General features: G+C 62.2%; 24 protein-coding genes and 1 tRNA gene. 14 read left to right on the top strand and 11 right to left on the bottom strand.

Going from position 1 to position 22,143, the window contains the following annotated elements; genetic code table 11:
- Window positions 1-82: 82 nt before the first annotated feature.
- Together ACIPHN_RS19660 and yddG are read right to left on the bottom strand one after the other, a co-directional pair.
- Window positions 83-961: a MurR/RpiR family transcriptional regulator gene (locus ACIPHN_RS19660; protein ID WP_400438959.1), complete on the bottom strand. Its 879-nt coding sequence runs from the start codon at window positions 959-961 to the stop codon at window positions 83-85.
- Between the two features lie 87 nt (window positions 962-1,048).
- Window positions 1,049-1,936 (bottom strand): aromatic amino acid DMT transporter YddG, encoded by an 888-nt coding sequence (gene yddG / locus ACIPHN_RS19655; RefSeq protein WP_400438958.1) that lies wholly within the window; start codon window positions 1,934-1,936, stop codon window positions 1,049-1,051.
- Between the two features lie 203 nt (window positions 1,937-2,139).
- Between yddG and ACIPHN_RS19650 the strand changes: the two genes are divergently transcribed.
- Window positions 2,140-2,796, top strand: a complete 657-nt coding sequence (locus ACIPHN_RS19650) for a 7-cyano-7-deazaguanine/7-aminomethyl-7-deazaguanine transporter (RefSeq protein ID WP_400438955.1) — start codon at window positions 2,140-2,142, stop codon at window positions 2,794-2,796.
- A gap of 93 nt (window positions 2,797-2,889) precedes the next feature.
- Complete coding sequence (locus ACIPHN_RS19645; protein ID WP_400438952.1) at window positions 2,890-4,050, top strand: MFS transporter; 1,161 nt, start codon at window positions 2,890-2,892, stop codon at window positions 4,048-4,050.
- A 13-nt stretch (window positions 4,051-4,063) separates the two neighbouring features.
- On the opposite strand, the gene cysC is transcribed toward ACIPHN_RS19645, so the two are convergent.
- The 3 genes from cysC to ACIPHN_RS19630 are packed head-to-tail and all read right to left on the bottom strand — an operon-like array spanning window position 4,064 to window position 7,926.
- Window positions 4,064-4,669, bottom strand: coding sequence for an adenylyl-sulfate kinase (gene cysC / locus ACIPHN_RS19640; protein WP_400438949.1), 606 nt, complete (start codon window positions 4,667-4,669; stop codon window positions 4,064-4,066).
- 6 nt (window positions 4,670-4,675) lie between these two features.
- Window positions 4,676-5,827 carry a tetratricopeptide repeat protein gene (locus ACIPHN_RS19635; protein ID WP_400438947.1) on the bottom strand — a complete coding sequence of 384 codons (1,152 nt, stop codon included), beginning with the start codon at window positions 5,825-5,827 and terminating at the stop codon, window positions 4,676-4,678.
- A gap of 17 nt (window positions 5,828-5,844) precedes the next feature.
- Window positions 5,845-7,926, bottom strand: a complete 2,082-nt coding sequence (locus ACIPHN_RS19630) for a tetratricopeptide repeat-containing sulfotransferase family protein (RefSeq protein WP_400439162.1) — start codon at window positions 7,924-7,926, stop codon at window positions 5,845-5,847.
- Window positions 7,927-8,250: 324 nt separating this feature from the next.
- Between ACIPHN_RS19630 and ACIPHN_RS19625 the strand changes: the two genes are divergently transcribed.
- Window positions 8,251-10,512 (top strand): autotransporter domain-containing protein, encoded by a 2,262-nt coding sequence (locus ACIPHN_RS19625; protein ID WP_400438944.1) that lies wholly within the window; start codon window positions 8,251-8,253, stop codon window positions 10,510-10,512.
- A 111-nt stretch (window positions 10,513-10,623) separates the two neighbouring features.
- On the opposite strand, the gene argE is transcribed toward ACIPHN_RS19625, so the two are convergent.
- Window positions 10,624-11,826 carry an acetylornithine deacetylase gene (gene argE, locus ACIPHN_RS19620; protein ID WP_400438941.1) on the bottom strand — a complete coding sequence of 401 codons (1,203 nt, stop codon included), beginning with the start codon at window positions 11,824-11,826 and terminating at the stop codon, window positions 10,624-10,626.
- Between the two features lie 479 nt (window positions 11,827-12,305).
- On the opposite strand from argE, the gene ACIPHN_RS19615 reads away from it, so the two are divergent.
- The gene (locus tag ACIPHN_RS19615; RefSeq protein WP_400438938.1) at window positions 12,306-12,758 is read left to right on the top strand and encodes a response regulator; all 453 of its coding nucleotides are present in this window, start codon (window positions 12,306-12,308) and stop codon (window positions 12,756-12,758) included.
- Window positions 12,759-12,820: 62 nt separating this feature from the next.
- Here the strand turns inward: ACIPHN_RS19615 and ACIPHN_RS19610 are convergent, their stop codons facing one another.
- A complete protein-coding gene (locus ACIPHN_RS19610; protein WP_400438936.1) occupies window positions 12,821-13,072 on the bottom strand; it encodes a hypothetical protein in 252 nt (83 codons plus the stop codon).
- 247 nt (window positions 13,073-13,319) lie between these two features.
- Here ACIPHN_RS19610 and ACIPHN_RS19605 point away from each other — a divergent pair, with 247 nt between their 5' ends.
- Window positions 13,320-13,610: a hypothetical protein gene (locus ACIPHN_RS19605; protein ID WP_400438933.1), complete on the top strand. Its 291-nt coding sequence runs from the start codon at window positions 13,320-13,322 to the stop codon at window positions 13,608-13,610.
- Window positions 13,611-13,661: 51 nt separating this feature from the next.
- On the opposite strand, the gene ACIPHN_RS19600 is transcribed toward ACIPHN_RS19605, so the two are convergent.
- The gene (locus ACIPHN_RS19600; RefSeq protein ID WP_400438930.1) at window positions 13,662-13,958 is read right to left on the bottom strand and encodes a hypothetical protein; all 297 of its coding nucleotides are present in this window, start codon (window positions 13,956-13,958) and stop codon (window positions 13,662-13,664) included.
- A gap of 265 nt (window positions 13,959-14,223) precedes the next feature.
- On the opposite strand from ACIPHN_RS19600, the gene ACIPHN_RS19595 reads away from it, so the two are divergent.
- Both ACIPHN_RS19595 and ACIPHN_RS19590 read left to right on the top strand, forming a co-directional pair.
- A complete protein-coding gene (locus tag ACIPHN_RS19595) occupies window positions 14,224-14,667 on the top strand; it encodes a helix-turn-helix domain-containing protein (protein ID WP_400438927.1) in 444 nt (147 codons plus the stop codon).
- 150 nt (window positions 14,668-14,817) lie between these two features.
- Window positions 14,818-14,970 (top strand): hypothetical protein, encoded by a 153-nt coding sequence (locus ACIPHN_RS19590; RefSeq protein ID WP_400438924.1) that lies wholly within the window; start codon window positions 14,818-14,820, stop codon window positions 14,968-14,970.
- Window positions 14,971-15,219: 249 nt separating this feature from the next.
- Here ACIPHN_RS19590 and ACIPHN_RS19585 read toward each other — a convergent pair.
- Window positions 15,220-15,296 (bottom strand) — tRNA-Met (locus ACIPHN_RS19585).
- 176 nt (window positions 15,297-15,472) lie between these two features.
- Between ACIPHN_RS19585 and ACIPHN_RS19580 the strand changes: the two genes are divergently transcribed.
- The 4 genes from ACIPHN_RS19580 to ACIPHN_RS19565 all read left to right on the top strand — a co-directional run bounded on the left by ACIPHN_RS19580 (window position 15,473) and on the right by ACIPHN_RS19565 (window position 18,823).
- Entirely contained in the window at window positions 15,473-16,039 is a 567-nt protein-coding gene (locus ACIPHN_RS19580; protein ID WP_400438921.1) for an NUDIX hydrolase, read from the top strand.
- Between the two features lie 17 nt (window positions 16,040-16,056).
- Entirely contained in the window at window positions 16,057-16,800 is a 744-nt protein-coding gene (gene aat, locus ACIPHN_RS19575) for a leucyl/phenylalanyl-tRNA--protein transferase (protein WP_400438919.1), read from the top strand.
- Between the two features lie 99 nt (window positions 16,801-16,899).
- Window positions 16,900-17,628, top strand: a complete 729-nt coding sequence (locus tag ACIPHN_RS19570; RefSeq protein WP_400438916.1) for an arginyltransferase — start codon at window positions 16,900-16,902, stop codon at window positions 17,626-17,628.
- A gap of 124 nt (window positions 17,629-17,752) precedes the next feature.
- Window positions 17,753-18,823 (top strand): quinone-dependent dihydroorotate dehydrogenase, encoded by a 1,071-nt coding sequence (locus ACIPHN_RS19565; RefSeq protein ID WP_400438914.1) that lies wholly within the window; start codon window positions 17,753-17,755, stop codon window positions 18,821-18,823.
- Between the two features lie 110 nt (window positions 18,824-18,933).
- Here ACIPHN_RS19565 and ACIPHN_RS19560 read toward each other — a convergent pair whose 3' ends face one another.
- Window positions 18,934-19,077 carry a hypothetical protein gene (locus ACIPHN_RS19560; RefSeq protein WP_400438911.1) on the bottom strand — a complete coding sequence of 48 codons (144 nt, stop codon included), beginning with the start codon at window positions 19,075-19,077 and terminating at the stop codon, window positions 18,934-18,936.
- A 156-nt stretch (window positions 19,078-19,233) separates the two neighbouring features.
- Between ACIPHN_RS19560 and ACIPHN_RS19555 the strand changes: the two genes are divergently transcribed.
- From ACIPHN_RS19555 to ACIPHN_RS19545, 3 genes are all read left to right on the top strand, one after another.
- Complete coding sequence (locus ACIPHN_RS19555) at window positions 19,234-19,848, top strand: gamma-glutamylcyclotransferase (RefSeq protein WP_400438908.1); 615 nt, start codon at window positions 19,234-19,236, stop codon at window positions 19,846-19,848.
- 25 nt (window positions 19,849-19,873) lie between these two features.
- Window positions 19,874-20,296 carry an NAD-GH domain containing protein gene (locus ACIPHN_RS19550; RefSeq protein ID WP_400438906.1) on the top strand — a complete coding sequence of 141 codons (423 nt, stop codon included), beginning with the start codon at window positions 19,874-19,876 and terminating at the stop codon, window positions 20,294-20,296.
- Between the two features lie 243 nt (window positions 20,297-20,539).
- Window positions 20,540-20,674 (top strand): hypothetical protein, encoded by a 135-nt coding sequence (locus tag ACIPHN_RS19545; RefSeq protein WP_400438903.1) that lies wholly within the window; start codon window positions 20,540-20,542, stop codon window positions 20,672-20,674.
- A 608-nt stretch (window positions 20,675-21,282) separates the two neighbouring features.
- Here the strand turns inward: ACIPHN_RS19545 and ACIPHN_RS19540 are convergent.
- On the bottom strand, window positions 21,283-22,131 hold the full coding sequence (locus tag ACIPHN_RS19540) for a lysophospholipase (protein WP_400438900.1): 849 nt from the start codon (window positions 22,129-22,131) through the stop codon (window positions 21,283-21,285).
- Between the last annotated feature and the right edge of the window lie 12 nt (window positions 22,132-22,143).

The following is a 22,143-nucleotide window of genomic DNA, read 5'->3' as shown; positions in this document are numbered from 1 at the left end:
CATGCGTGCGGTCAGGACGGGAAGCGGAGGAGCAGGAGACAGAGGAGCCGAGGAGCGCTGGCAGGCGCCCGCCCGGGGATGATCAGCGGCTGACGTAGGCGCCGGTGCGGTGGAGCTGGCCTTCCGCCACTTCCAGGCGCTTGACGGCATGTTCATCGTCGATGGAGATGACCAGTTCGATCAGGCTTTCGGCCAGGGCCGTGGCGGCCGCCATGGAGGGGAAGAAGGACGGGCTGTCATGCGAGAACAACAGGCAATGGTCGGCCTTGAGCGCGATCGGCGCCACCGCGCTGTCGGTCAGCGCGATGAGCCTGGCGCCGGCCTCCTTAGCGACCTCGGCCACCCGCACGGCCTCGGCCGAATAAGGCGCGAAGCTGACCACCACCACCGCATCCTGAGGCGCGATGGCACGCAACTCCAGTTCGAGGGCGCCTTCGCTGGCGCGCACCAGCGAGACCGAGGGACGGAACAGCCGATACAGGTAATGCAACAGGAAGGAAATGCTGAACGCCGCCCGGAAGCCGGCAATATGCACATGACGTGCCTTGACCAGGGCGCGCGCCGCCGCCAGCATGCGATCGGCGCTCTTGGGTTCGGAGGCATCGAGATTGGCGCGCTGGGCCGTAAAGAGCTCGGCCACCAGCTTGTCGCTGTTGCTGCGGCGGACGATGTTCTTGGCCTTGAAGGCGTAGGCCTTGGGCTCGCCCGCCAGGCGTTCGACGAACAGCGAACGCAACTCGGCCCAGCCGGCAAAGCCCAGGTACTGGGCCAGGCGCACGAAGGTCGACGGCTGTACCTGCGCGCGTTGCGACAGCGCGCGCATGGTCGAGACGGCCACCTCGCCCGGGTTATCCAGCAGGAAGGCCGCCCCCGCCTGGAATTGCGGCCGCATATCGTTGAAGCGTTCGCGAATGGACGCTTCCAGTTCGCTGAAACTGCGGGGAGGATGGGCAAGACTCATGAAGATGACCAGGGACGAACGATGACCGCCCGATGTTAGCAAACATTTGCCCCGTCGATGCAACATCTGTTGCATCGACCCGCCGGATCAAGCTCTCGCCCGGGTCGCCAGCCAGCACAGGATGGAGCCGGCGCAGACCAGTCCAGCCCCGACCCAGAACGAACCCGGCAAGGGCGCATGCAGCAGCACCGCCGACAAGGCCGAGGAAAACACCGGGATGAAATACGAGGCCCCAGCCAGCACGGTGACATTGCCATGCAGGATGCCGACGTTCCACGCGGCATAGCCCAGCCCCATGGCCGCCGCTGCCAGCAGCAGATAGACCAGTGCCGGCACGCTGAAGGACATCTCGCCTCCATGATCACCCAGCAGGAACTTCATCCACAGCACTAGCGCCACCATCATGAAGAAAGGCGTGACACCGTTCTGCCCCCGGGCCAGGCGCGTGGTCACGGTGCAGTAGGCCGCCCAGATCAACGCGCCGACGAAGGCCAGGCCATAGCTCAGCGGGTTGTCGCGGACATTGCCCAGCATGCCCGCCACATCCAGCCCCTGATCACCGCCCAGCACCCAGCAGATGCCCAGCATGGAGAGGATGAAGCCCGGCACCACCAGCAGCGTGGCGCGCTGGCGCCCGAACAGGATGGCCGCGATCAGCGTGAAGGTCGGCCACAAGTAGTTGACCATGCCGACCTCGATGGCCTGGCGTGCGCTATTGGCATAGCCGATCGACAAGGCCAGGCACAGCTCATAGGCCACGAAGAGCAGGCTGCCCCAGAACAGGTATTTCTTCGGAAAAGCCGACAAGCGGGGAAATCCGACCGAGAACAGCAGGATCACCGAGGCCACGCTGTAGATGGCGGCGGCCCCGCCGGTGGCTCCCAGATGCTCGCTGACCCCACGGATCAGGCCGACGATGGCGCTCCACAGCACGACTGCGGTCAATCCGATGAGCGTTGCCTTCTTGCTATTCATTGTTCCTGCCCGCCAATCCATCAATCCAGAAAACGCAGGAGTGTACCGCCAATCAGCGGCAACTAGCGCCAATTAGCACCAATGCGGCCAGCGTGAGCGCAGGCGCCATGGTAAAGTAGCGCCCCTGACGCCTTACCGGGGCATTCACCGCCGGCAAGGATCTCTCCATGGGTTCCCTAACCCCATCCATCAAAAAGGTCCACATGACGACTCTCGACTTGCGCCGGCACGCGGCTGTGCTGGCTTGGCTTTCGCTGTTCCACCTGCTGGTGATCACCTCCAGCAACTACCTGGTGCAATTGCCGGTGGCCATCTTCGGCCTGCATACCACCTGGGGGGCATTCAGCTTTCCGTTCATCTTCCTGGCCACCGACCTGACGGTACGCTTCTTCGGCGCGCCCCTGGCCCGGCGCATCATCTTCGCGGTGATGCTGCCGGCACTGTTCATTTCCTATGGTGTCTCGGCGCTGTTCTACCAGGGTCAATGGCAGGGCGTCGGCGCGCTGGCGCACTTCAACCTGTTCGTGGCACGCATTGCCGCGGCCAGCTTCATGGCCTATGTGCTGGGCCAGGTCCTGGATGTACAGGTCTTCAATCGCCTGCGCGCATCGCGCCACTGGTGGCTGGCACCGACGGTGTCGATGATCTTCGGCAATGCCAGCGACACCCTCGCCTTCTTCACCATCGCCTTCTGGCGCAGCAGCGATCCCTTCATGGCCACGCACTGGGTCGAGATCGCACTGGTGGATTACGGCTTCAAGATCGCCATCAGCCTGCTGTTCTTCCTGCCGGCCTATGGCGCCATCATGTCCGTGCTCAAGAGCTGGTTCCAGCCGGCGGCGCGCGCCGATTTAGTCTAGGTCCTGCAGCAATTCGCATCTGACGGTAAACTGGCGACTTTGTGTGATCTTTCGTTCACACACCCTCTCCTCCACCTCCACTCTGGATCGCGCATGAACTGGCCCCTGTTCGCCCTGGCCGTTGCCGCCTTTGGCATCGGCACTACTGAATTCGTCATCATGGGCCTGTTGCCCGACGTCGCCCGCGACCTGGGCGTGTCGGCCCCGGCGGCCGGCATGCTGGTGTCCGGCTATGCGCTGGGCGTGGCCGCCGGCGCGCCCATCCTGGCGATCCTCACGGCCAAGTGGCCGCGCAAGCAGGCGCTGGTGAGCCTGATGTGCCTGTTCATCCTGGGCAATGTCCTGTGCGCGATCGCACCGAACTATGCCTTCCTGATGGTGGCCCGCGTGGTCACCGCCTTCTGCCATGCCGCCTTCTTCGGCATCGGCTCGGTGGTCGCTGCCGAGCTGGTAGCCCCGGACAAGCGTGCCCAGGCCGTGGCCCTGATGTTCACCGGCCTGACGGTGGCCAACATCCTGGGCGTGCCGCTGGGCACGGCCTTCGGCCATGCCGCCGGCTGGCGCTCCACCTTCGGCGTGGTCACCGTCATCGGCGTGGTGGCGGCCATCATGCTGTGGGCCATGCTGCCCAGGAAGATCGCCATGCAGGGCGGCAATATCTTCCAGGAATTCCGCTCCATCATCGACACCCGCGTCCAGCTCTCGCTGCTGACCTCCACGCTGGCATCGATCAGCATGTTCAGCGTGATCACCTACATCGCCTACATCCTGCTGGAAGTGACCGGCTTCACGACCCAGCAGGAGAGCTGGGTGCTGCTGCTCTTCGGCGCCGGCATCACCGTGGGCGGCCTGGTCGGCGGCAAGCTGGCCGACTGGAAGCTCATGCCGGTGATGTGCGGCGTGTTCCTCTGCATCGCCGTGGTGCTGGGCCTGTTCTCCTACACCAGCCACTACAAGTGGCCGACCCTGGTGACCATGTTCGCCTGGGGCGCCTTCGCCTTCGCCGTCGTACCCGGTGCGCAGATCCGCGTGCTCGATACCGCGCGCGGCGCGCCCAACCTGGCCTCCACCCTCAACCAGGGTGCCTTCAACCTGGGCAATGCCACCGGCGCCTGGGTGGGCGGCGTGGCCATCTCGGCGGGCCTGCCGCTGACCGACCTGCCGCTGATCGGCTCGCTCTTCGCGCTGCTGGGATTGGCCACGGTAGGCCTGTCGGCCTCGCTGGACAGGCGCGTGCGAACGACTGCGGCCTGATCGGCCAACCAAGTCAGCGTGCCAGCGGTACGGCGTGCCGTACGTAATCAAGCAGCGTTGTCAAACTCTCGCTCAATGCTTCGGTTCCTGTGCTGATGACGCACTCGGGCTGCACCGGCGGCTCGTATGGCGAACCGATCCCTGTAAAGGATGGCAGTTGGCCGGCACGCGCTTTTTTGTAGAGTCCTTTGGGATCACGTGCCTCGCAGGCTGCCAGGTCTGCCGCCACATGGATCTCATGGAATCCCTGCTTGCAGCGCGCACGCGCCAAGGCGCGATCTGCCAGGAAAGGCGAAATGAAGGCCGTAATGCAGACCAGGCCGGCATCGGCGAAGAGCGCGGCGACTTCGCCGATGCGGCGAATGTTTTCGCTGCGGTCGGCGTCGCCAAAACCCAGGTCGCTATTGAGCCCACTGCGGATGTTGTCGCCATCCAGCACATAGCAGGAGTAACCCAGGCGCATGAGCGCCTGCTCCAGCCCCATGGCCAGGCTGGACTTGCCTGAGCCTGACAGGCCGGTGAGCCAGATGACCGCGCCGGCATGGCCATAGTGAAGACGACGCTCGTGCGCATCGATCGCGTGGGCCATGGTGGTGAGCAGATGTGGTGTGGAAGGCATGATGTCTCAGGCGCCGCGCAGGCGCTCCAGTTCGTTCCCGATGGCCTGCAGCACGGGTTGCCATTGGCCGCGTGCCGGTTGACGGAACAGGCGCAGCGAGGGATACCAGGGGCTGTCATGGCGCTGCATCAGCCAGCGCCAATCCGGCAGGAAAGGCAGCATGACCCAGGCCGGACATCCTAGCGCACCCGCCAGATGGACCGGCGACGAATCGACCGAGACCAGCACGTTCAGCAGGCTCAGAATCGCGGCCGTATCGTCGAAGTCCTGAATTTCGCCGCTCAGAGAGTAAAGCGCCATTCCTGATGGCACCTGTGCGGTCTGCTCCGCCGCGGGACCTTTCTGCAAGGCCAGGAAGCTCGTCCCCGGCCGTGCCAGCGGTGCCAGCTCGGCCAGCGACAGCGAACGCCGGGCGTCATTGGCATGGCTGGGGCGGCCAGCCCACACTAGCCCCACCAGCGGGCGCGGCAAGTCGGCCAGGCGCAGTCGCCATTTGTCGACCCGCGCCGGATCGGCCACGAGATAAGGCATCTTTCCCGGCAGGTCGCTCATCTGCAGGCCAAGGGCGAGCGGCAGGCTCATCAGCTCGCAATGGTAATCAAACGGCGGCGGCAGGCTCCCCTCCAGAATGACCTGATCGTGGCCAGCAGCGCGCGCGGCGAGCATATAGCAAGGCGCGGCGACCTCCAGGACGACGCGCGCACCGCTGCGCTGGCGCGCCCAGGCAACCATGCGCAGGAACTGGAAGGTATCGCCAAACCCTTGTTCGTCATGGATCAGCAGGGTCTTCCCGGGGATGGGCTGCCCCTCCCAGTGCGGACCTTGCACGCGCCGTCCCAGCATGGCCGAGTGTTCCATCTTGTAGCGGAAGCGGTATTCACGCCAGCCACGCTCGAAGTCCCCCTGCAACAGCGCCAGTTCGGCGAGATCGAAACGACTGGCAGCGTCCCCGGGCACGGTCTGGACAATCATTTCCAGTACTTGCCTGGCCTCGTCCAGCTTGCCCTGCTCCCGCAAGGCGTGGAACAGTTTCTTCCACAGTGCGATCGGTCCGGACCCCGAGCTGAGCGCCACACGCAGCAGGGCCTCTGCCTGCTCCGGCTGGTCCTGACGCAACAGCGACAGGGCCTGTGCATCGATGGCGACGGGGTCGCTCATGGGCAGCATCTCCTGCCTCATCCAGCGGCCTCAGCGGCTTTTGCATCGTCACCGCCCAGCGCTGCCACCAACGGGCCGAGATGCTCGGCATAGCGGCGCCACCGCCCTGCCGAGCTCCGATAGATTGGCTTACGGACCTGGCTGACGCTGGCGGTGCGCACCACACGCTGGGTCTGGTGGAAGTGCAGACAGGCCTCGTCCCACTCCAGGTCGATGAACGCGATCATGCGGCGCGCCTGGGTTTCCAGATCGGCCACGACCTCTTCGTAGTCCACCTCCAGGAAACGGTCAGCCGGCAAGACCTGGCGCAGACTGGCCATCAATTCCTGGTAAGCCAGGTGAAAATCGGCCAGCTCGTCGAGCTGGTAGGCAAATGGCTGGTCGCCGGAGAAAAGCTTGGTGTAGCAGGACAGGCATGTATCGATCGGATCGCGACGGCAATGAATGATGCGTGCGCCCGGCAGGATCAGGGCGATCAGCCCCGCATAGGCAAAATTGGACGGCATCTTGTCCACCAGACGCAGGGCCTGGGGCGCCAGGGCCTGGGTACGTGCCAGGTAATCCCGGCCGACGCGCTCCAGATCCGACGCCAGCCAGGACAGGACCGACTGCGGAAACGCTCCCGCCGCCGACACCGCCTGATACAGAGCAAACAGCTCCCCGGCACCGTGGACTGCCGGGTGGGAAGCCAGGATCTGCTCCACCAGCGTGGTGCCGGAACGCGGCATGCCAACGATGAAAACAGGCCGTTGCGTGGCTGGCTCATGCGACTTGAACTGCTCCATCAGCGCGCCGGTGAAGACCTGGGCAATCTGCTCGAACCAGGCCCGCGAGCGCTTGGGATCGTAGTCGAAAGTGGCGCGCTTGAGGGCATTGCCCTGGTGCAGATGGTCGAAAGCCGAACCGGCTTGGCCGATATCGAGGAAGGCCTTGCCCAGGGCAAAATGCAGGCTCATCCGCTCGTCCGGCGCCAATTTTCCGGGCAGGGCCAAAGCGGCCTGCATGGCCTTGATATCGTCATCATCCTCGACGAAGCTATGCGAATCAGCGCGCGACGCGATGACGCGCAAGGATCCGGGGAAGCGGCGCAGCGCCTCATCGAAGGCGCGCTGCGCCCCCTCTTTGTCGCCGGCCTCCTGCAAGGCGGTGGCCTTGAGCAGCATGGCCTCCTCGGCCACGGTGCCGGGCAAGGCTGCCGCCTGGTCAAAGGCGGCCAGCGCCTGTTCCGACTGTCCGAGCGCCTGCAGCGCGCGCCCCAGGACCAGATGCGCATTGGCGCCATCGGGCTGCAGGCTGACAGCCTGGCGCGCACTGTCCACGGCGTCTTGTGCCAGCCCCTCGGCGGTCAGCAGCTGGGCGCGGGCGGCCAACGCCCCCGCGTGATGCGGCGCGAAGGCCAGCAAGGCATTGATCCATTGCCTGGCCTTGGCATGCTGCAAGCGCGACATCTCGATCTGCGCCAGATTGAAATAGGCCTCCCCCAACTGCGGATCGATCTCGATGGCGCGCTGGGCTGCGGCAACTGCCTCGTCCACACGACGCAGGTCGTTGAGCAGGAACGCCAGGTTGCTGTAGGCCTGGGCATATTCCGGATGCAGCGCCAGCGCGCGCTGGTAACTGACCAGTGCGGCGTCGAGTTCACCCAGGCGTTTGTAGGTATTGCCCAGGTTGTTATGGACTTCCGGGTTGTCCTGTTGCGCCGCAGCTACACGCTGCAGACAGGCCAGGGCCTCCTGGAACCGGCCACTTTCCTGCAGGATGATACCCAGATTGTTCCAGGCGGCGATGTAGTGCGGGTCGGCTTTGACGGCGCGCCGGGCAGCCTGCTCGGCCTCTGCCAACGCCCCCTTCTGGCGGCACATTTCAGCCAGGTTGCTGCAATACTGGGCTGACGCATCAGGGGCCTGGCAGGCCTTGCGCATGAAATCGACCGCCAGGTCCAGCTTGCCATAGGCGTGCGCGATCAGGCCCAGCAAATGCCAGGCATCAGCCTGCGCAGGAAGGACCTGCAGCACCCGCATGCACAGCGCCTCTGCCTGCGGAGCCTGCCCGGCAGCCCAGTGGGCATAGGCCTTGTGGAGCGCCTCGGAGATGCTCATCTGCTGGGCGAGCGGGAAATGATCGTCGTTCAAGAATGCTCCAAAACTGGAAGATAAGTGCGGAAGATACGCGAAGAAGATGCGTGAAGACGCTGTGCATCATCAACGTCAGCAGCCGCCCTCACGGCTTGCCCGATTGGCACGAATTTTAGCAAGGCTTGATTCAATTCACTTCATTTTCCAATTTACAAATATGTACGATTCGGCCGAGAATCATGAAAACTGCACGTTGCCAAAGATTTAACGAACTCGCTGCAGCATGACAAGAACATTGGCCCAAGATAGTGGGCCTTTCCGGGGAATAGATTGAAAAACAGACCACGTGTGAAAAAGCTCGGCCTGGCGGTCACGGGTGCACTCTCGCTCTGGATGAGCACCGCGCCGTCGGTGTCCTACGGCCTCAACGTCACTTCCGACACGACGCTATTTGGCAGCACCAATAGCCAAGTATCCTGGAGCGGCGGAAATTTCTCCATCACCAACACTGGCGTGATCAGCGGCAGCGCCTCTCCGGCGCTCAATGTCACCGGGTCTGTCGGGACATTGACCAACAATGGTCTCATTTCGACCAGCGGCGGCCACGGCATAGACAACAGTGGCAACATTCCCGTACTCGTCAACAATGGGACGATCACTGCCAGCGCCGGTGCCGGTACTGGCATCAGCAATAATGGCAGCATCGGCACCTTGAGCAACAGCGGCCTGATCAACGGCGGTGTCACGACGTTCGGGGCGATAACGACATTGATCAACTCGGGCCTCATCAGCGCTACTTCGGTATCGCTGGGTATCTATAATTCCGGTTCGGTTGGCAGCCTGGTCAACAGCGGTACGATTGTCGGCAACATCGTCAATCAAACCGCGAACAACCTCTCCATCTCCGGCGGCAGCGGCAGCACGTTCGGCACACTGACCGGTTACAACGGGACGATCGGCTTGATCAACAATCAATCCTCCAATGTCGTCTTCTCGTCCGGCAACCTGCTGCTCAACGACAACATCAATGTGGCCAGCCATACGGTCAGCAACTTGGCCAGCACCCTGCAACTCAACAATCGCATCACCATTACCGGCAACTACTTCCAGGGAGCCGGCGCCACCCTGATCATGGGCGTGGCCAATGGCGCCACCTCCAACGGCGTCACCGGCGATACCGGTTATGGTTCGCTGGTGGTGACGGGCAATACCACGATCGCCTCCGGCTCCACGATCACTCTCAAGAAACTCAATTCCTATGCCTTCGCACAGGGGCAGCGTTTCGTGGCCATCTCGACCACCGGAACTGCGACCTATAATGCTGGGGCACTGACCTACACCTCGCCGGCCAATGGACTGGTCGTTACTGGAGCAACGGTCGTCGACGGCAACGGCAAGAACAATCTGGTCCTCACGCTGGCCTCGAATGTCGTATCTGGCGGGGGCAATTCCTCGGCGCCCATCAATCGCGCCAGCACGAACAACGGTGTCGCCGCCATCAACGGCCTGTTCCGCTATACCGGCGTGAATACGGATCTGCTGAACGTCTTCAACGCGGCCGCTGCGCTGGGGTCTTCCGACGCCGCCAACCGCGCCGGCGCGCAATTGAGCCCGGTGTCCAATGCAGGGGCTGCAGTCAATTCTTCCACCGCTTCCACCACCGAGGTGCTCAACGTGGTCAACGGCCGGGTGGATGGCCTGCGCGTCGCGCAAGCCGGTGGCCAGAGCGGCATCGCCACTGGTGAAAGTGGCTCCGATATCGCGCTGTGGGGACAAGCCTTCGGCGGCAAGAGCAACCAGGCGCAGCGCGATAATGTCAGTGGCTACTACGCCAACTACAAGGGCTTGCTGATCGGCGCAGACACTCTGAACGGCAATAACTGGCGCGTGGGTGGCCTGGTGAGCTATGCCAATACCTCGCTGGCCAACACCGGCGACAATACCGGCAGCTCTGCTTCGGCCGACTCCTACGGCGTCACCGGTTACGCGGGCTATACGGCGGATCGATATTTCCTGGACTTTTCGGCCGGAGTGGTGTCGCACAGCTATCACACCGTGCGCAATGTCAACTTCACCGGCTTCTCCGGTAGCGCCTTGGGCCAGTTCAATGGCCTGCAATATGTGGCCTCGGTGCGCGGGGGGTATCCCATCAAGCTGGATGACTGGCTTTCCGAGACCACCTTGACGCCCCTGCTTGGCCTGTCCTATAGCAACTTGCGACAAAATGGCTATAGCGAGACCGGCGGGAACGGTGCGGCCCTCTCGGTGGGCGCCGCCAGCAACAGCTCGCTCAAGAGCGAGCTGGGCGCCAAGCTGGAGCGGCGCCTCGCCACCTCTTATGGCGACATGATCCCGTCCTTGCAGCTGGGCTGGCGTCACGAGTATCGCAGCAACGCGCAGCAAATGACCGCCAGCTACGTCAATGACGGCAATGGCGCGACCAGCTTCGTATCGCAGGGCGCCAGTCCGATTCGCGATACCGGCGTGCTGGCATTGGGGCTGACACTCATGCGAAGCGACCGCGTCAGCGTAACGGCACGTTATACGCTGGAAGGCGCCTCCGGCTTTACCTCCCAGACGGCCGACGTGCGCCTGCGCTATCAGTTCTGATATCGCCCGCTCGCATGGCACAAAGCCACCATGGCAGACCCATGGTGGCTTTTTTTATTGCAGCACGTCGGACCGGAGCTGGAACGCGCTACCGGACAGGAACGATGGTTCTCAGGCCGGTGCCAGATGGGAAGAAGCGATGAAGTTGTCGAAGAAGCTCTCGCAACGGGCCAGTTGCTCCAGCGTGACGAATTCATTGGGCTTGTGGGCGTGGACGATGTCCCCGGGACCGCAGATCACCGCCGGCATGCCCGCCTGGCCGAACAAGCCACCCTCGGTGCCGAAGCCGACCTTGCGCGCGCGCTCGCTGCCCAGGATGCGCAGCGCCGACGCCACCAGGGGATCGTCGGCCGGCGTGCTCATGCCGGGATAGGCGGTCAGCGTCTCGAACTCGATGCGCCCTTGCGCGCCCTCGATGTGCATCTGCGGCAGGATCTCCTGCTCGGCATAGGCCTTCACTTCCGCGAACACCTCGCTCGGATCGATGCCCGGCAGGAAGCGGTGCTCGAAGACGAATTCAGCCTTGTCCGGAATGATGTTGGGCGCATTGCCGCCATTGGAGAGGGTCGTGACGATGGAGGAATACGGCACATCGAAATCGTAGTCCTGCTGCTCGCCATGGCGCACGCGCAGGGCGATCTCGCGGATCTTCAATTGCATCATCGCGGCGTAGTCGATGCTGTTGATGCCCAGGTGCGGACACGACGAATGCGCCGCATGACCATGCACCGAGCAGCGATAGGAGCGCTTCCCCTTGTGGGCGATGACCGGTTGCATCATGGTCGGTTCGCCGATGATGACGCCGGTGGGCCGGATATCGTTGGCCTGCAGGTCGGCCAGCAGTTCGCGCACGCCCAGGCAGCCGACTTCCTCGTCATATGAAAACGAGAAATGCAGAGGCGTCTGCAGGCGGGACTGGTCGATGGCGGGCAGGCGCGCCAGACAAACGGCGATGAAACCCTTCATGTCGCAGGCGCCGCGACCGAAGAGCTTGCCATCGGCCACATGCGCCACGAAGGGATCGGTATCCCAGTTCTGTCCCTTCACCGGCACCACATCGGTATGGCCGGAGAAGACCGTACCGAAACGGCCGCCGCTGCTGTCACCAAGAGTGGCAAACAGATTGGCCTTGCGCCGCTCGGCGTCGTAGGTGAGACGGGTGACGGCGCCGTAGCGCTCCAGGTAGTCGCGTACCCATTCGATCAGACCCAGGTTGGATTCACGGCTGATGGTATTGAAACCGATCAGTGTCTTGAGGATGTCCAGCGTCGGCTTCGTCGGTTGCGAAGCAGCTGTGTTCAGTGGTGCGTTCATGATGATGATTTGCCTGTTCAATTCCGGAATGCCTGGCCCGACGGCGGGAGCGCATGCGGCCACGAGGCTTCCGTCCACACTACAGCAAGCGGCATGCCACGGCTTGGCAGACGCGGCATACGGGCTTGCGGCACCGGATGCCGGTCATCGAGGCAAGCTCATCAGTCCCACACCACGGGAAAGCAAGACACCCACAACACCGTGCATCCTTTTCACAACAAGGCCTAGGTTACACCGCCTCTGAAGTGTGTGCGCGCACATCGATGATGAGCTGCCGGCTCCCTCTGGAAACAAGCTCTGCAGAGCGGGCGCACGGCCTGATCGGCGGATTCATCAGGAAAATCATGATATGACGCCATTCGCATTTTTGTAAGACTGCAGATGAAGCCTGGTGCCAAGAAACTCGTTGAATGAGGCAGCACCTTTTTCCCACCATACGAGAACAGTGATCAGGGTCACACGCAGAGAAGGAAAACATCATGAACCCGCCGATCATCCTGATGATTGAATCGAACGGCGAAGCAGTCGAACTGGCGCGATTCGCGCTCTGGCGCAGCAATGTTCATTGCGTATTGCAGTGGTATGACGAAGCCGACGCGGCGATCGACAGCCTGCTGTATCCGCGCAAGGAAGATGGCGACCTGCAGTTGCCCGACATGATTTTCCTGGACCCCGGCATGATGGAAAACAATGGCCTCGACTTCATCCTGGCCATGAAAGCCGGACGCGACACCCGCAGCGTGCCGATTGTGGTCTTCCCCGACAGCGACTATCCACCGGAGATGTCTACCCTGCTGGAAGCTGGCGCGGTCGAATACCTGCCCAAGCCCGTCATGGCCGATCTTTACATGCAAGCCGTGGTCGAGCGCGTGCAGCGCTGGGGCAAGCGACGCCGGCGGCGCAGCAGTGCACGCGCCAAACCCGGATCCTGAAAACAAAACGCCGTGACGGGATGAGCGTCACGGCGTGGCCAGCTGCGTGCAGGAGGGGTGACTTATTCGCCTTCCTTCTTCACGCGGGCGCTGATATGCGCATCGAACTCGCGCTGCGCCGACTCCAGCTTCTTCAAGGCATCCTGCCAGGGCTGGTAATCGGCCTCGGTCAACCAGGTATCGCTGGGATTCTGCTTCCACTGCTCCAGCTTGGAAGTCATCGTTTCATACTCCTCGAGCTGGGCCACCAGCAACGCCGCCATCTGATCCTTGAGTTCTTCGGCGCGTGCAATCCAGGAATCCTGTTCGGACATGAGCTTCTCTCTTTCTAGGTGGATGAAAACCGCTGGATGCTAACACGAAGGTGATCGCTGTCGGTGGGAGAGGATCAAGCGAGGCAACCGCAAACGCCCCCTCCACGGGGCAATTTTCTGACAAATCCTGACCTGCTGCAGTAAAACGCGACGGCCTTGGCTACCATCACGCCTCACGCCAGTGCAGGCCGGACGACTTCAGCACCCCGCTTGCGCCGCGGCATTGCCGCTTCCACAGGAGCATATTTTGGACCACTCCCTGACCCGCGCAGGCAAGCCGATACAGCTTGAAGTCGAGGGATACTTCCCCGATTTCCGCTACAGGCTGCGCTTTTCACACAAGCCCGAGGGATGGACCCTGGGCAACGTACAAGTGTTTCATGAAGGCGTTGCGCTCATCACGCGGCAGTCATTGAAAAGGATTTATCCGACCGACACGGAAATGATCGATCATGCCTTGGGCTGGTGCGACAGCATTGCCCGACAACTCCTGGGCGGCGTCATGTTCGAACGGGAGATGGCCCATCAGGGGGCGTGATCTGCATCCGCCCTCCTGCCCCGGCGCCCGCGTCATCGGCAGGCGTGCTGATCAGCAGGAATGCTCCATGACTGCGCCTTCCGGGCGGTACGAGACATAGATGACGCCCAGATATTCGCGCGCGGCCTGCATCCTGCGCTTGCGCAGCTCGCGCTCGCTGGCATCGGCACCGGCCGGGCAATCGGCAGGATCGACCGCAAAAGGCCACTCCTCCGATGGAAACAAATGGCGCCCCAAGGCCCGCAACACGATGTCGCAGCTCAAACCCGGCTCCCCGGTCTCCAGTTCTATCTCCTGGCGACCAGGCTGGCTGACCACCTTAAAGGCTACCCGGAACTTGGGCATCATTCCCCCCGTACACGCAGAATATTGCAAATGAGACAAATTCTGTTCTTGTTGGGGGAATAGGGAAATCGGGGATTTCCTGCCTGTGCAAGGGCAACAAACACGGTGACCGGCCAGGCAACGAATTACGTGAGCAGGCCTGCATCACCCATCGACGAGAAGCTTATTGTTGACTGGCAGTCAAAAGTATTTGACTCATACAAGGCTTAATCAGCATGAATTAACTTGAGACACTCCCGGCCATCGAAAGCCTTCCCGGATTGCCTTCATGTCTCTTGCCCTGCAAGCCCAGCCGCGAACAGATGACCGCCCCGGTCAGCACATCTCCATCGGGCCCCACGGGATTGCGCAACTGCCGTCAGTGCTATCCCCGCACCAGCAAAAGAAGGCGTGCGACTACATTCACCAACACCTGCCAGAGCGCATGGCGCTCAAGGAGATAGCAGGCCATCTGAATCTATCCTCGTCGCATTTTTCTCGCGTCTTCAAGAATAGCCTTGGCATTTCGGTGGGTGAATGGATTCATCACCAGCGCGTTTCCATGGCGGTCTCGCTGCTGAATTCGGAAGGGAAGAACATTTCCGACATTGCTTCCGAGTGTGGATTCTTTGACCAAAGTCACTTCCATCGGGTCTTCAAGAAGATTACGGGCGTGACACCGGGCAGGTGGAAACGCTCGTCCCACGCCACCTTCAGTGAAGTGAAAACGTAGAGAAGGCATTGTTGGCCACACGCCCCTCTCCCGCTGCACGACCGGGCCGCTCGGGAATTTCCTGAGCGGCCCGGTGTGTTTTCTAGGGAAAATCACTACAGCCAACCAGAAAGGCATTGCCTAAGATGACTTCATCTTGAGGAGATCATCATGTTCACCACCTTCCTGCTGACTGTCGCTCTCGCTACCCTGATTACCGTGGTCCTGTCGTCGCTGGGCGTCTACCTGTTTGCTGAAGCGAAGTGGCGTCACCATCCGCTGGCACATAGCGTCGGCGAGCTGGCAGGCCCGATCCCGGTCTGACCCATTCATTCAGGCGGTGCTGCCACCGCGCGCCGCCGTTCCGCTGTCTCCCTGAATCCTGGTGGATTTGGTTTAGCTCCCTGGTCATGTGGCCGGGGATTTTTTTGTCCGGGATCCATGGGACCGCAATTTCTTATTTCTGGCATCGGCCAGAATCGGGCAACGGATGATGAGTCAGGCAAAAGCAAAAGGCCCCTAACGCTTTCGCATTAGAGGCCTTTATCTGCAAGGCTTGCGCCTTAGAGTATTTGGTTGCGGGGGCAGGATTTGAACCTACGACCTTCGGGTTATGAGCCCGACGAGCTGCCAGACTGCTCCACCCCGCGTCTGAAGAACAAAATTATAGGACAACGAAAAATGGAATGCAAACATTTTCTGCATTCTTTTTTGAGTGATAAACTTCCACCCACATTGGATGATCGCAATGCCCTTCCGCAGGCCCCGGGAGGGGCTAGCTCTCAGCTAACATACCTATATATATTCAGACACGATCCGAGCCTCTATGAAATTCTGTTCCGAGTGCGGCCAGACAGTATCGCAGCAGATCCCGACCGATGACACGCGCCTGCGTTTCGTCTGCGGCAGTTGCGGTACGATCCATTATCAGAATCCCAAGATGGTGGTGGGCTCGATTCCGGTCTGGGAAGAGAACGGCCAGGTCAAGGTGCTGCTGTGCAAGCGCGCCATCGAACCGCGCCTGGGTTACTGGACCCTGCCGGCCGGCTTCATGGAGAACGACGAGACCACCGAGGACGCCGCCCGCCGTGAAACCGAAGAGGAAGCCGGCGCCCGGGTGCAACTGCATGCACTGTTCTCGCTGGTCAATGTGCCGCATGTGCATCAGGTCCACCTGTTCTATCGCGCCACCCTGCTGGATCTGGATTACCACGCCGGCGTGGAGAGCCTGGAAGTCGATCTCTATACAGAAGAACAGATCCCCTGGAAGGACATCGCCTTCCCCACGGTGGAGTTCACCTTGCGTGCCTTCTTTGACGACCTGAAGAAGGTCCGTACCGGTGACGGCGGCTATCTGCTGCACACCGAAGACATCCGCCGCCGCATGATCTGATCCGCAGGAGCACGCGGATGATCGCCTGGCTCGACCTGGATACGCCCTTCCCGGACGTCTCGCGCGCCCTGCAGGATCCACCTGGCCTGCTGGCGGCCGGTGCCGACCTGTCGCCGGCGCGACTGCTGGAGGCGTATCGCCAGGGCATCTTCCCGTGGTTCTCGGAAGGCCAGCCCATCCTCTGGTGGAGCACCGATCCGCGCATGGTCCTGCGCACCGACCAGTTCATCGTCTCCGACAGCCTGCGCAAGACCCTGCGCCGCATCGAGCGCAGCCGCCACGGCGATGGTCTCTGGCAGGTCTGCTTCGATACCGCCTTCGAGCAGGTCATGCTGGGGTGCGCCGGCCCGCGCCGTCATGAAAGCGGCACCTGGATCTCGCCCGAGATCATGCAGGGCTATACCGGCCTGCACCGGGCCGGCTATGCGCACTCCTCGGAAGTCTGGCTCAACGGCGAACTGGTGGGCGGCGCCTATGGTGTATCGATCGGTCGCATGTTCTATGGCGAATCGATGTTCGCCCGCGTCAGCGATGCCTCCAAGGTGGCACTGGCCCACCTGGTGTTCTTCCTGCGCAGCCAGGGCGTGGAGCTGATCGACTGCCAGCAGGAAACCGCACACCTGGCCTCGCTGGGGGCACGCCCGGTTTCCCGCAGCGACTTCCTGCGCCACCTGCGCGCGGCAATCCAGTGGCCGCAGATCCACGGCTGGGCGCCGCTGGACCTGCTGGAAACCGGGATTCCCGGCAATCAGCAGCGCTGACTGCGGCTGTCGTGGTTCACTGCGACGCTCAAAGTAGTGTAAATTAGAACCTGACTCCAGGGACCCGCGCCGGGTCCAGCAAGACAGGACAGGACGCACATGACGCATCTCAAAGACTTGCCGTTCTCCACGTTGCAGTTCTATGCAACCGCGCCCTATCCGTGCAGCTATCTGGACGACCAGCAAGCCCGCTCGCAAGTCGCCACCCCGTCCCACCTGATCAACGCCGATGTCTATTCCGAACTGGTCAAGACGGGTTTTCGCCGCAGCGGCATCTTCACCTATCGTCCCTACTGCGACGGCTGCAATGCCTGCACGCCGGTACGCATCCGGGTGCCCGACTTCGAGCGCAACCGCAGCCAGCGCCGGGCCTGGGAACGCAATCGCAGCCTGCAGACGCTGGTCACCAACCTGACCTACGCCCACGAGCATTACGAACTCTACCTGCGCTACCAGTGTGCGCGCCACGCCGGCGGCGGCATGGACCAGGACAGCCGCGACCAGTACGCGCAATTCCTGCTGCAAAGCAAGGTCAACACCCGCCTGGTGGAATTCCGCGAGCCCGACGGCACGCTGCGCATGGTCAGCATCATCGATGTGCTCAACGATGGCCTGTCCTCGGTCTACACCTTCTTCGACCCGGACATGCCGACGGCTTCCTTCGGCACCTACAACATCCTGTGGCAGATCGAGCAGGCCCGCCAGCTGGACATGCCCTATGTCTACCTGGGCTACTGGATCAAGGAAAGCCAGAAGATGGCCTACAAGACCAACTTCCAGCCACTGGAGGCGCTGCAGGACGGCCAGTGGTCGCCGCTGGAGGCCTGATGGCCTTGTGGCGCGGATCCTGCAATTTGCGCCGCAAACCCGCCAAAATCGAGGAAATGGCCGGCCGGGCGCGTTAGAATAGCGGCACTTTTGACCGCCATCCGGCTTTTCCCCTCATCCCATCGTGTCCGATAAATTCCTCTACGCGCTTGCGCGTCCGCTGCTCTTTTCGCTCGAACCCGAAACCGCCCACCACCTGGCCTTGCCCGCGCTGCGCTGTGCCGCACGCCTGAGCCTGACCGACTTCGTCGTCCGGCGACCGGCGGCCGATCCGCGCACGGTCATGGGCATCACCTTCCCCAACCCGGTGGGCATGGCCGCCGGCCTGGACAAGGATGGCGCCTACATCGATGGCCTGGCGGCGCTGGGCTTCGGCTTCATCGAGGTCGGCACGGTCACCCCGCGCGCGCAGCCGGGCAATCCGCTGCCGCGCATGTTCCGCCTGCCGGCGGCGCACGCGGTGATCAATCGCATGGGCTTCAACAATGGCGGCGTCGATGCCTTCGTCGCCAATGTGCAAGCCTCGCGCTTCTACCAGGAACGCCAGGGCGTGCTGGGCCTGAACATCGGCAAGAACGCCGACACCCCCATCGAGCGTGCCGCCGAGGACTACGTGCATTGCCTGGAAAAGGTCTATCCCTATGCCAGCTACGTGACCGTCAATATCTCCTCGCCCAATACCAAGAACCTGCGCCAGCTGCAGGGCGCCTCCGAGCTGGACGCGCTGCTGTCGCAGCTGAAGTCGGCCCAGCGACGCCTGGCCGACCGCCATGGCCGCTACGTGCCGGTGGCCCTGAAGATCGCGCCGGACATGGACATGGAACAGGTCAAGAACGTCGCCGACGCCCTGCTGCGTCATCAGATCGACGGCGTCATCGCCACCAACACCACCATCACCCGCGATGCCGTCAAGGGCATGGCGCACGGTGAAGAAGCCGGGGGCCTGTCGGGCAAGCCGGTGCTGGAATTGTCCAACCAGGTGATCCGCGGCCTGAAGGCCGAGGTCGGCGATGCCCTGCCCATCATCGGCGTGGGCGGCATCTTCAGCGGCACGGACGCCCGCGCCAAGATCGATGCCGGCGCCTCGCTGGTGCAGCTCTATACCGGCCTGATCTACCAGGGGCCGGCACTGGTGCGCGAATGCGCCGAGGCGCTGCGTGCGCCGTTGGCACTGCCGGCTCACCACGGACACTGAGCCCGATTCACGCAGTACGCAGGCAAAAAAAACAGCAGGCTCAGTGCCTGCTGTTTTTTTTGCCTGCTGTTTTTTTGCCTGAAGTCGTCAGCCATGCGCCGACGCGTAGCTCAGTCCTTGGAGGACTCTCGCTTCAGGTTGAAGACCCGCCGCGCGTTGGCGTCGGATTCGGATTTCTTTTCGAAGTCGGTCTTTTCGCAACCGGCCAGCACGACGCCAACCACCAGCGTCAGCAGCATGACGATGACACGCATGATATTCCCCTCAAATTGCAGATGTGTTGCCCCCAGGACGAGGGCTGCGCCATTTTATGCTCAAAATGGCGCAGCACCACAGGCCGGCCAGGAAAGATTTCACCTCTATAATGTCAGGCTTCCAACGGCTACGCGCCGTCACCCTGCCGCGATCCCATGTCCGTCAACACCATTGCCCTCAACAGCCAGATGAGCCACTTCGACGATCACGCCAGCGTCTGGCTGTTCGGCTACGGCTCCATCATCTTCAAGGCTGACTTCCCCTATCTGGAACGCCGCCCGGCCCATATCACCGGCTGGGCACGCCGCTTCTGGCAAGGCTCGCACGACCATCGCGGCACCGCCCAGGCACCGGGCCGGGTCGTCACCCTGGTGGCCGAGGCCGACGCCGTCTGTGCCGGCATGGCCTACCTGATCACGCCGGAAGTCTTCGCCCATCTCGACCATCGCGAAAAGAACGGCTACCTCCGTGTGGTCACGCCCATCGATTTCAACGACGGTCAGCGTGCCGAGGGCCTCATCTACATCGCCGCCGACGACAACGAAGCCTTTGCCGGCCCGGCCAGCGAACAGGAGATCGCACGACAGATCGCCGGCGCCGTCGGCCCCAGCGGCCCCAACAGCGAATATCTGCTCAAGCTGGCCCAGGCGCTGCGCGAACTGGGCGCGGACGACCCGCATGTCTTCGCGATCGAGCGACACCTGCTGCCATTGTTGCCACCCCCGACCCGGATGACGCACGCGACATCGTCATCGGTCCACCCCAACTGACTTCACTACAACAAGGATGAGGAATATGATCAAAGCCTTAGCAGCAAGCCTCAGCATCGCACTCGCCCTGGCCGCTTGCGCCTCGCCGGTCGAGCGCACCGCCAGCGGAGAAATCCCCGCCGCGCGCATCTATATCAAGAGCATGACCCAGCAAGACGCCGGCCTGAGCCAGGTCGAATTCAAGCGCACCGGCGGCCTGCTCAACAACGAGATGCTGGAGCTGGCCATCAACGACGTGGTGCTGGCCCAGATCACCGGTGGCGAGCATCTCTCCATCTGGCTCAAGCCGGGTCGCTACGATTTCAGCGTCAAGCCGGTCCACACGCTCAGTACGCCGGCCGCCACCTCGCAGGATCGCCAGAGCGTGGAGGTCCAGCAGGGCGGCAGCTACAAGATCCAGATCTCCACGGAAATGCGCGGCCTGAAGATGAGCCTGGTCAAGCAATAATCCCCTGCCCCTGCCGCACACCGGTGCGGTAGCACCCGATGCCTCCTGTCGTACGGATGAAACACCGTGCGCCCGGGGGCATCTTGCCTTGCGGCGCCACCCCCGCGAGCGTATGCGGAAGCGGCATGCAACACATTGATTTTTAACGATTTATTTTAAAATTGAAGAGGACGGCCAGGCCGCAGGAAAAGTTATTCACCAATTCGATAACTGATATTGTGATTCAAAATTGGCTCCGGGACGATGATGCGCATATATTGCAATGCAACAGATCAATTTTTCCTCACGGAGCTCACCATGAACATCGTCGCCGACATCCTGCCCTACACCCTGCTCATCGGCGCCATGGTCGCGCGCTACCTGATCTCGGTCAAGTAAGCAGCCTCCCTGGTCACGTCCTTTCCGCCTCTTCAAGGAGGATGGAATCGGCGCGAAGCAGAACCTGAAAAGCGGTAATTGTCGCATTGCAATGCTGACAATCCGCTTTTTCTTTTGCCTTCAATTTTGGCAATAAAGACTTGATTTTCGATCTTCGAGAATCTCATATCATTGATATCAATAACAACGATATGCAGAATCTTGTCATTTCCCAACGGAAATTCACGCCTGGCCGGTGTGGATGCCCGCAGAGGGGCCAGACCCGGCCGACTTGCAAATGCTCAACAGCCCATTACACTCGGGTGTTTGCAAAACGGAACGAAAGTCACCGCATGATGCGTCTCGCCTCCATTTTCGCCGCTACCACGCTACTGCTGGCCCTGCAGGGCTGTGCTTGTGCACCCGGTTTCGTGGGTTTTGACAGCCGCTGCCAGTTCAGCAACGTTCCCAGCGGGCAACCCTGATCGATGGAAATCCCGGCTTTGCTGAGGAAAAACCTCATCCCCGGCGCTTTACAAGCGTAATTCCAGGTTAATTTCAGAACCTGCCAGGCATGCCCGCATCGGCATGCCCTCCCCCTATTGCTTCCATCGACACCGTCCGTCGGGTCAAGCGGCCGCTGGCAATTGCGCCAGCCATTGGCGCAGGTCTTGCCGGGCTTGTTCGCGCAGGTCCTCACGTTCATTGAAGATTTCATGGTAGGCCGAGGCATACCAATGCAGTGTCTTGGCCGGCCCCGGCAAGGCCTCGAAGAAGGCTCGGCTGCCGCGCGGTGCGACAAAGGCATCGTCGCCGGCCACTTGCAGCAGCACCGGGCCGGTGAAGCGGCCGGCATCGCGGGCCACCTGCTGCATGGCATCCAGCATGAAATGGAGCATGCGCGGCGCGATCTTGCCGTGGTTCAGCGGGTCGGTGCGATAGGCCTGCACCTGCTGGGCATCGTGCGAGATGCGGTTGGCCGGCAAGGCGGTAGGCAGTGCCAGGCCCGGCGCGATGGCCGTGGACACCGCCAGCAGCAGCTTCTGCCAGCCCTGCATGTCCAGCGCCAGCGCCGGTGACGACAAGGCCAGCGCACGCACCGCACTGTAGCCCCCGGTGGCAAAGCGCGCCGCCACCAGCCCGCCCATGCTGTGTCCGAACAGGATGGGCGTACACCCCGTGCGTACGCTGAAGTCATCGAAGACCTGCTTGAGGTCGCGCATCAGGTCCTCGGACTCGGCCAGGCTGCCGCGCCTGCCGCCGGAGTTGCCATGGCCCCGGTGGTCGCAGATGCGCACCGACATGCCGGCTTCGTTGAACAGGCGCGCCAGGGCGGCATAGCGGCCACCATGTTCGCCCAGTCCATGCACCATCTGCACGGCCGACGTGGCGCCCGGCAACAGCCAGTCGCGGCAAAACAGGCGCGTGCCGTCGGCGGCCTGCAGCCAGTGTTCCTGGGGGGATTGGATCGCTTGCATGGTGCTCCGTTC

This window comes from Herbaspirillum sp. NPDC087042 (assembly GCF_044745245.1).
Classification (GTDB): Bacteria; Pseudomonadota; Gammaproteobacteria; order Burkholderiales; family Burkholderiaceae_D; genus Herbaspirillum.
Note: the sequence above shows the minus strand (reverse complement) of the source record. Positions and strands in the feature narration are given on the sequence as shown.

Bases quoted from the DNA above. Each gene is read 5' to 3' on its own strand.
- ACIPHN_RS19660 (WP_400438959.1), bottom strand. From the start codon at position 961: ATGAGTCTTGCCCATCCTCCCCGCAGTTTCAGCGAACTGGAAGCGTCC.
- yddG (WP_400438958.1), bottom strand. From the start codon at position 1,936: ATGAATAGCAAGAAGGCAACGCTCATCGGATTGACCGCAGTCGTGCTG.
- ACIPHN_RS19650 (WP_400438955.1), top strand. From the start codon at position 2,140: ATGACGACTCTCGACTTGCGCCGGCACGCGGCTGTGCTGGCTTGGCTT.
- ACIPHN_RS19645 (WP_400438952.1), top strand. From the start codon at position 2,890: ATGAACTGGCCCCTGTTCGCCCTGGCCGTTGCCGCCTTTGGCATCGGC.
- cysC (WP_400438949.1), bottom strand. From the start codon at position 4,669: ATGCCTTCCACACCACATCTGCTCACCACCATGGCCCACGCGATCGAT.
- ACIPHN_RS19635 (WP_400438947.1), bottom strand. From the start codon at position 5,827: ATGAGCGACCCCGTCGCCATCGATGCACAGGCCCTGTCGCTGTTGCGT.
- ACIPHN_RS19630 (WP_400439162.1), bottom strand. From the start codon at position 7,926: ATGAGCATCTCCGAGGCGCTCCACAAGGCCTATGCCCACTGGGCTGCC.
- argE (WP_400438941.1), bottom strand. From the start codon at position 11,826: ATGAACGCACCACTGAACACAGCTGCTTCGCAACCGACGAAGCCGACG.
- ACIPHN_RS19615 (WP_400438938.1), top strand. From the start codon at position 12,306: ATGAACCCGCCGATCATCCTGATGATTGAATCGAACGGCGAAGCAGTC.
- ACIPHN_RS19610 (WP_400438936.1), bottom strand. From the start codon at position 13,072: ATGTCCGAACAGGATTCCTGGATTGCACGCGCCGAAGAACTCAAGGAT.
- ACIPHN_RS19600 (WP_400438930.1), bottom strand. From the start codon at position 13,958: ATGATGCCCAAGTTCCGGGTAGCCTTTAAGGTGGTCAGCCAGCCTGGT.
- ACIPHN_RS19595 (WP_400438927.1), top strand. From the start codon at position 14,224: ATGTCTCTTGCCCTGCAAGCCCAGCCGCGAACAGATGACCGCCCCGGT.
- ACIPHN_RS19590 (WP_400438924.1), top strand. From the start codon at position 14,818: ATGTTCACCACCTTCCTGCTGACTGTCGCTCTCGCTACCCTGATTACC.
- ACIPHN_RS19580 (WP_400438921.1), top strand. From the start codon at position 15,473: ATGAAATTCTGTTCCGAGTGCGGCCAGACAGTATCGCAGCAGATCCCG.
- aat (WP_400438919.1), top strand. From the start codon at position 16,057: ATGATCGCCTGGCTCGACCTGGATACGCCCTTCCCGGACGTCTCGCGC.
- ACIPHN_RS19570 (WP_400438916.1), top strand. From the start codon at position 16,900: ATGACGCATCTCAAAGACTTGCCGTTCTCCACGTTGCAGTTCTATGCA.
- ACIPHN_RS19560 (WP_400438911.1), bottom strand. From the start codon at position 19,077: ATGCGTGTCATCGTCATGCTGCTGACGCTGGTGGTTGGCGTCGTGCTG.
- ACIPHN_RS19555 (WP_400438908.1), top strand. From the start codon at position 19,234: ATGTCCGTCAACACCATTGCCCTCAACAGCCAGATGAGCCACTTCGAC.
- ACIPHN_RS19550 (WP_400438906.1), top strand. From the start codon at position 19,874: ATGATCAAAGCCTTAGCAGCAAGCCTCAGCATCGCACTCGCCCTGGCC.
- ACIPHN_RS19545 (WP_400438903.1), top strand. From the start codon at position 20,540: ATGATGCGCATATATTGCAATGCAACAGATCAATTTTTCCTCACGGAG.
- ACIPHN_RS19540 (WP_400438900.1), bottom strand. From the start codon at position 22,131: ATGCAAGCGATCCAATCCCCCCAGGAACACTGGCTGCAGGCCGCCGAC.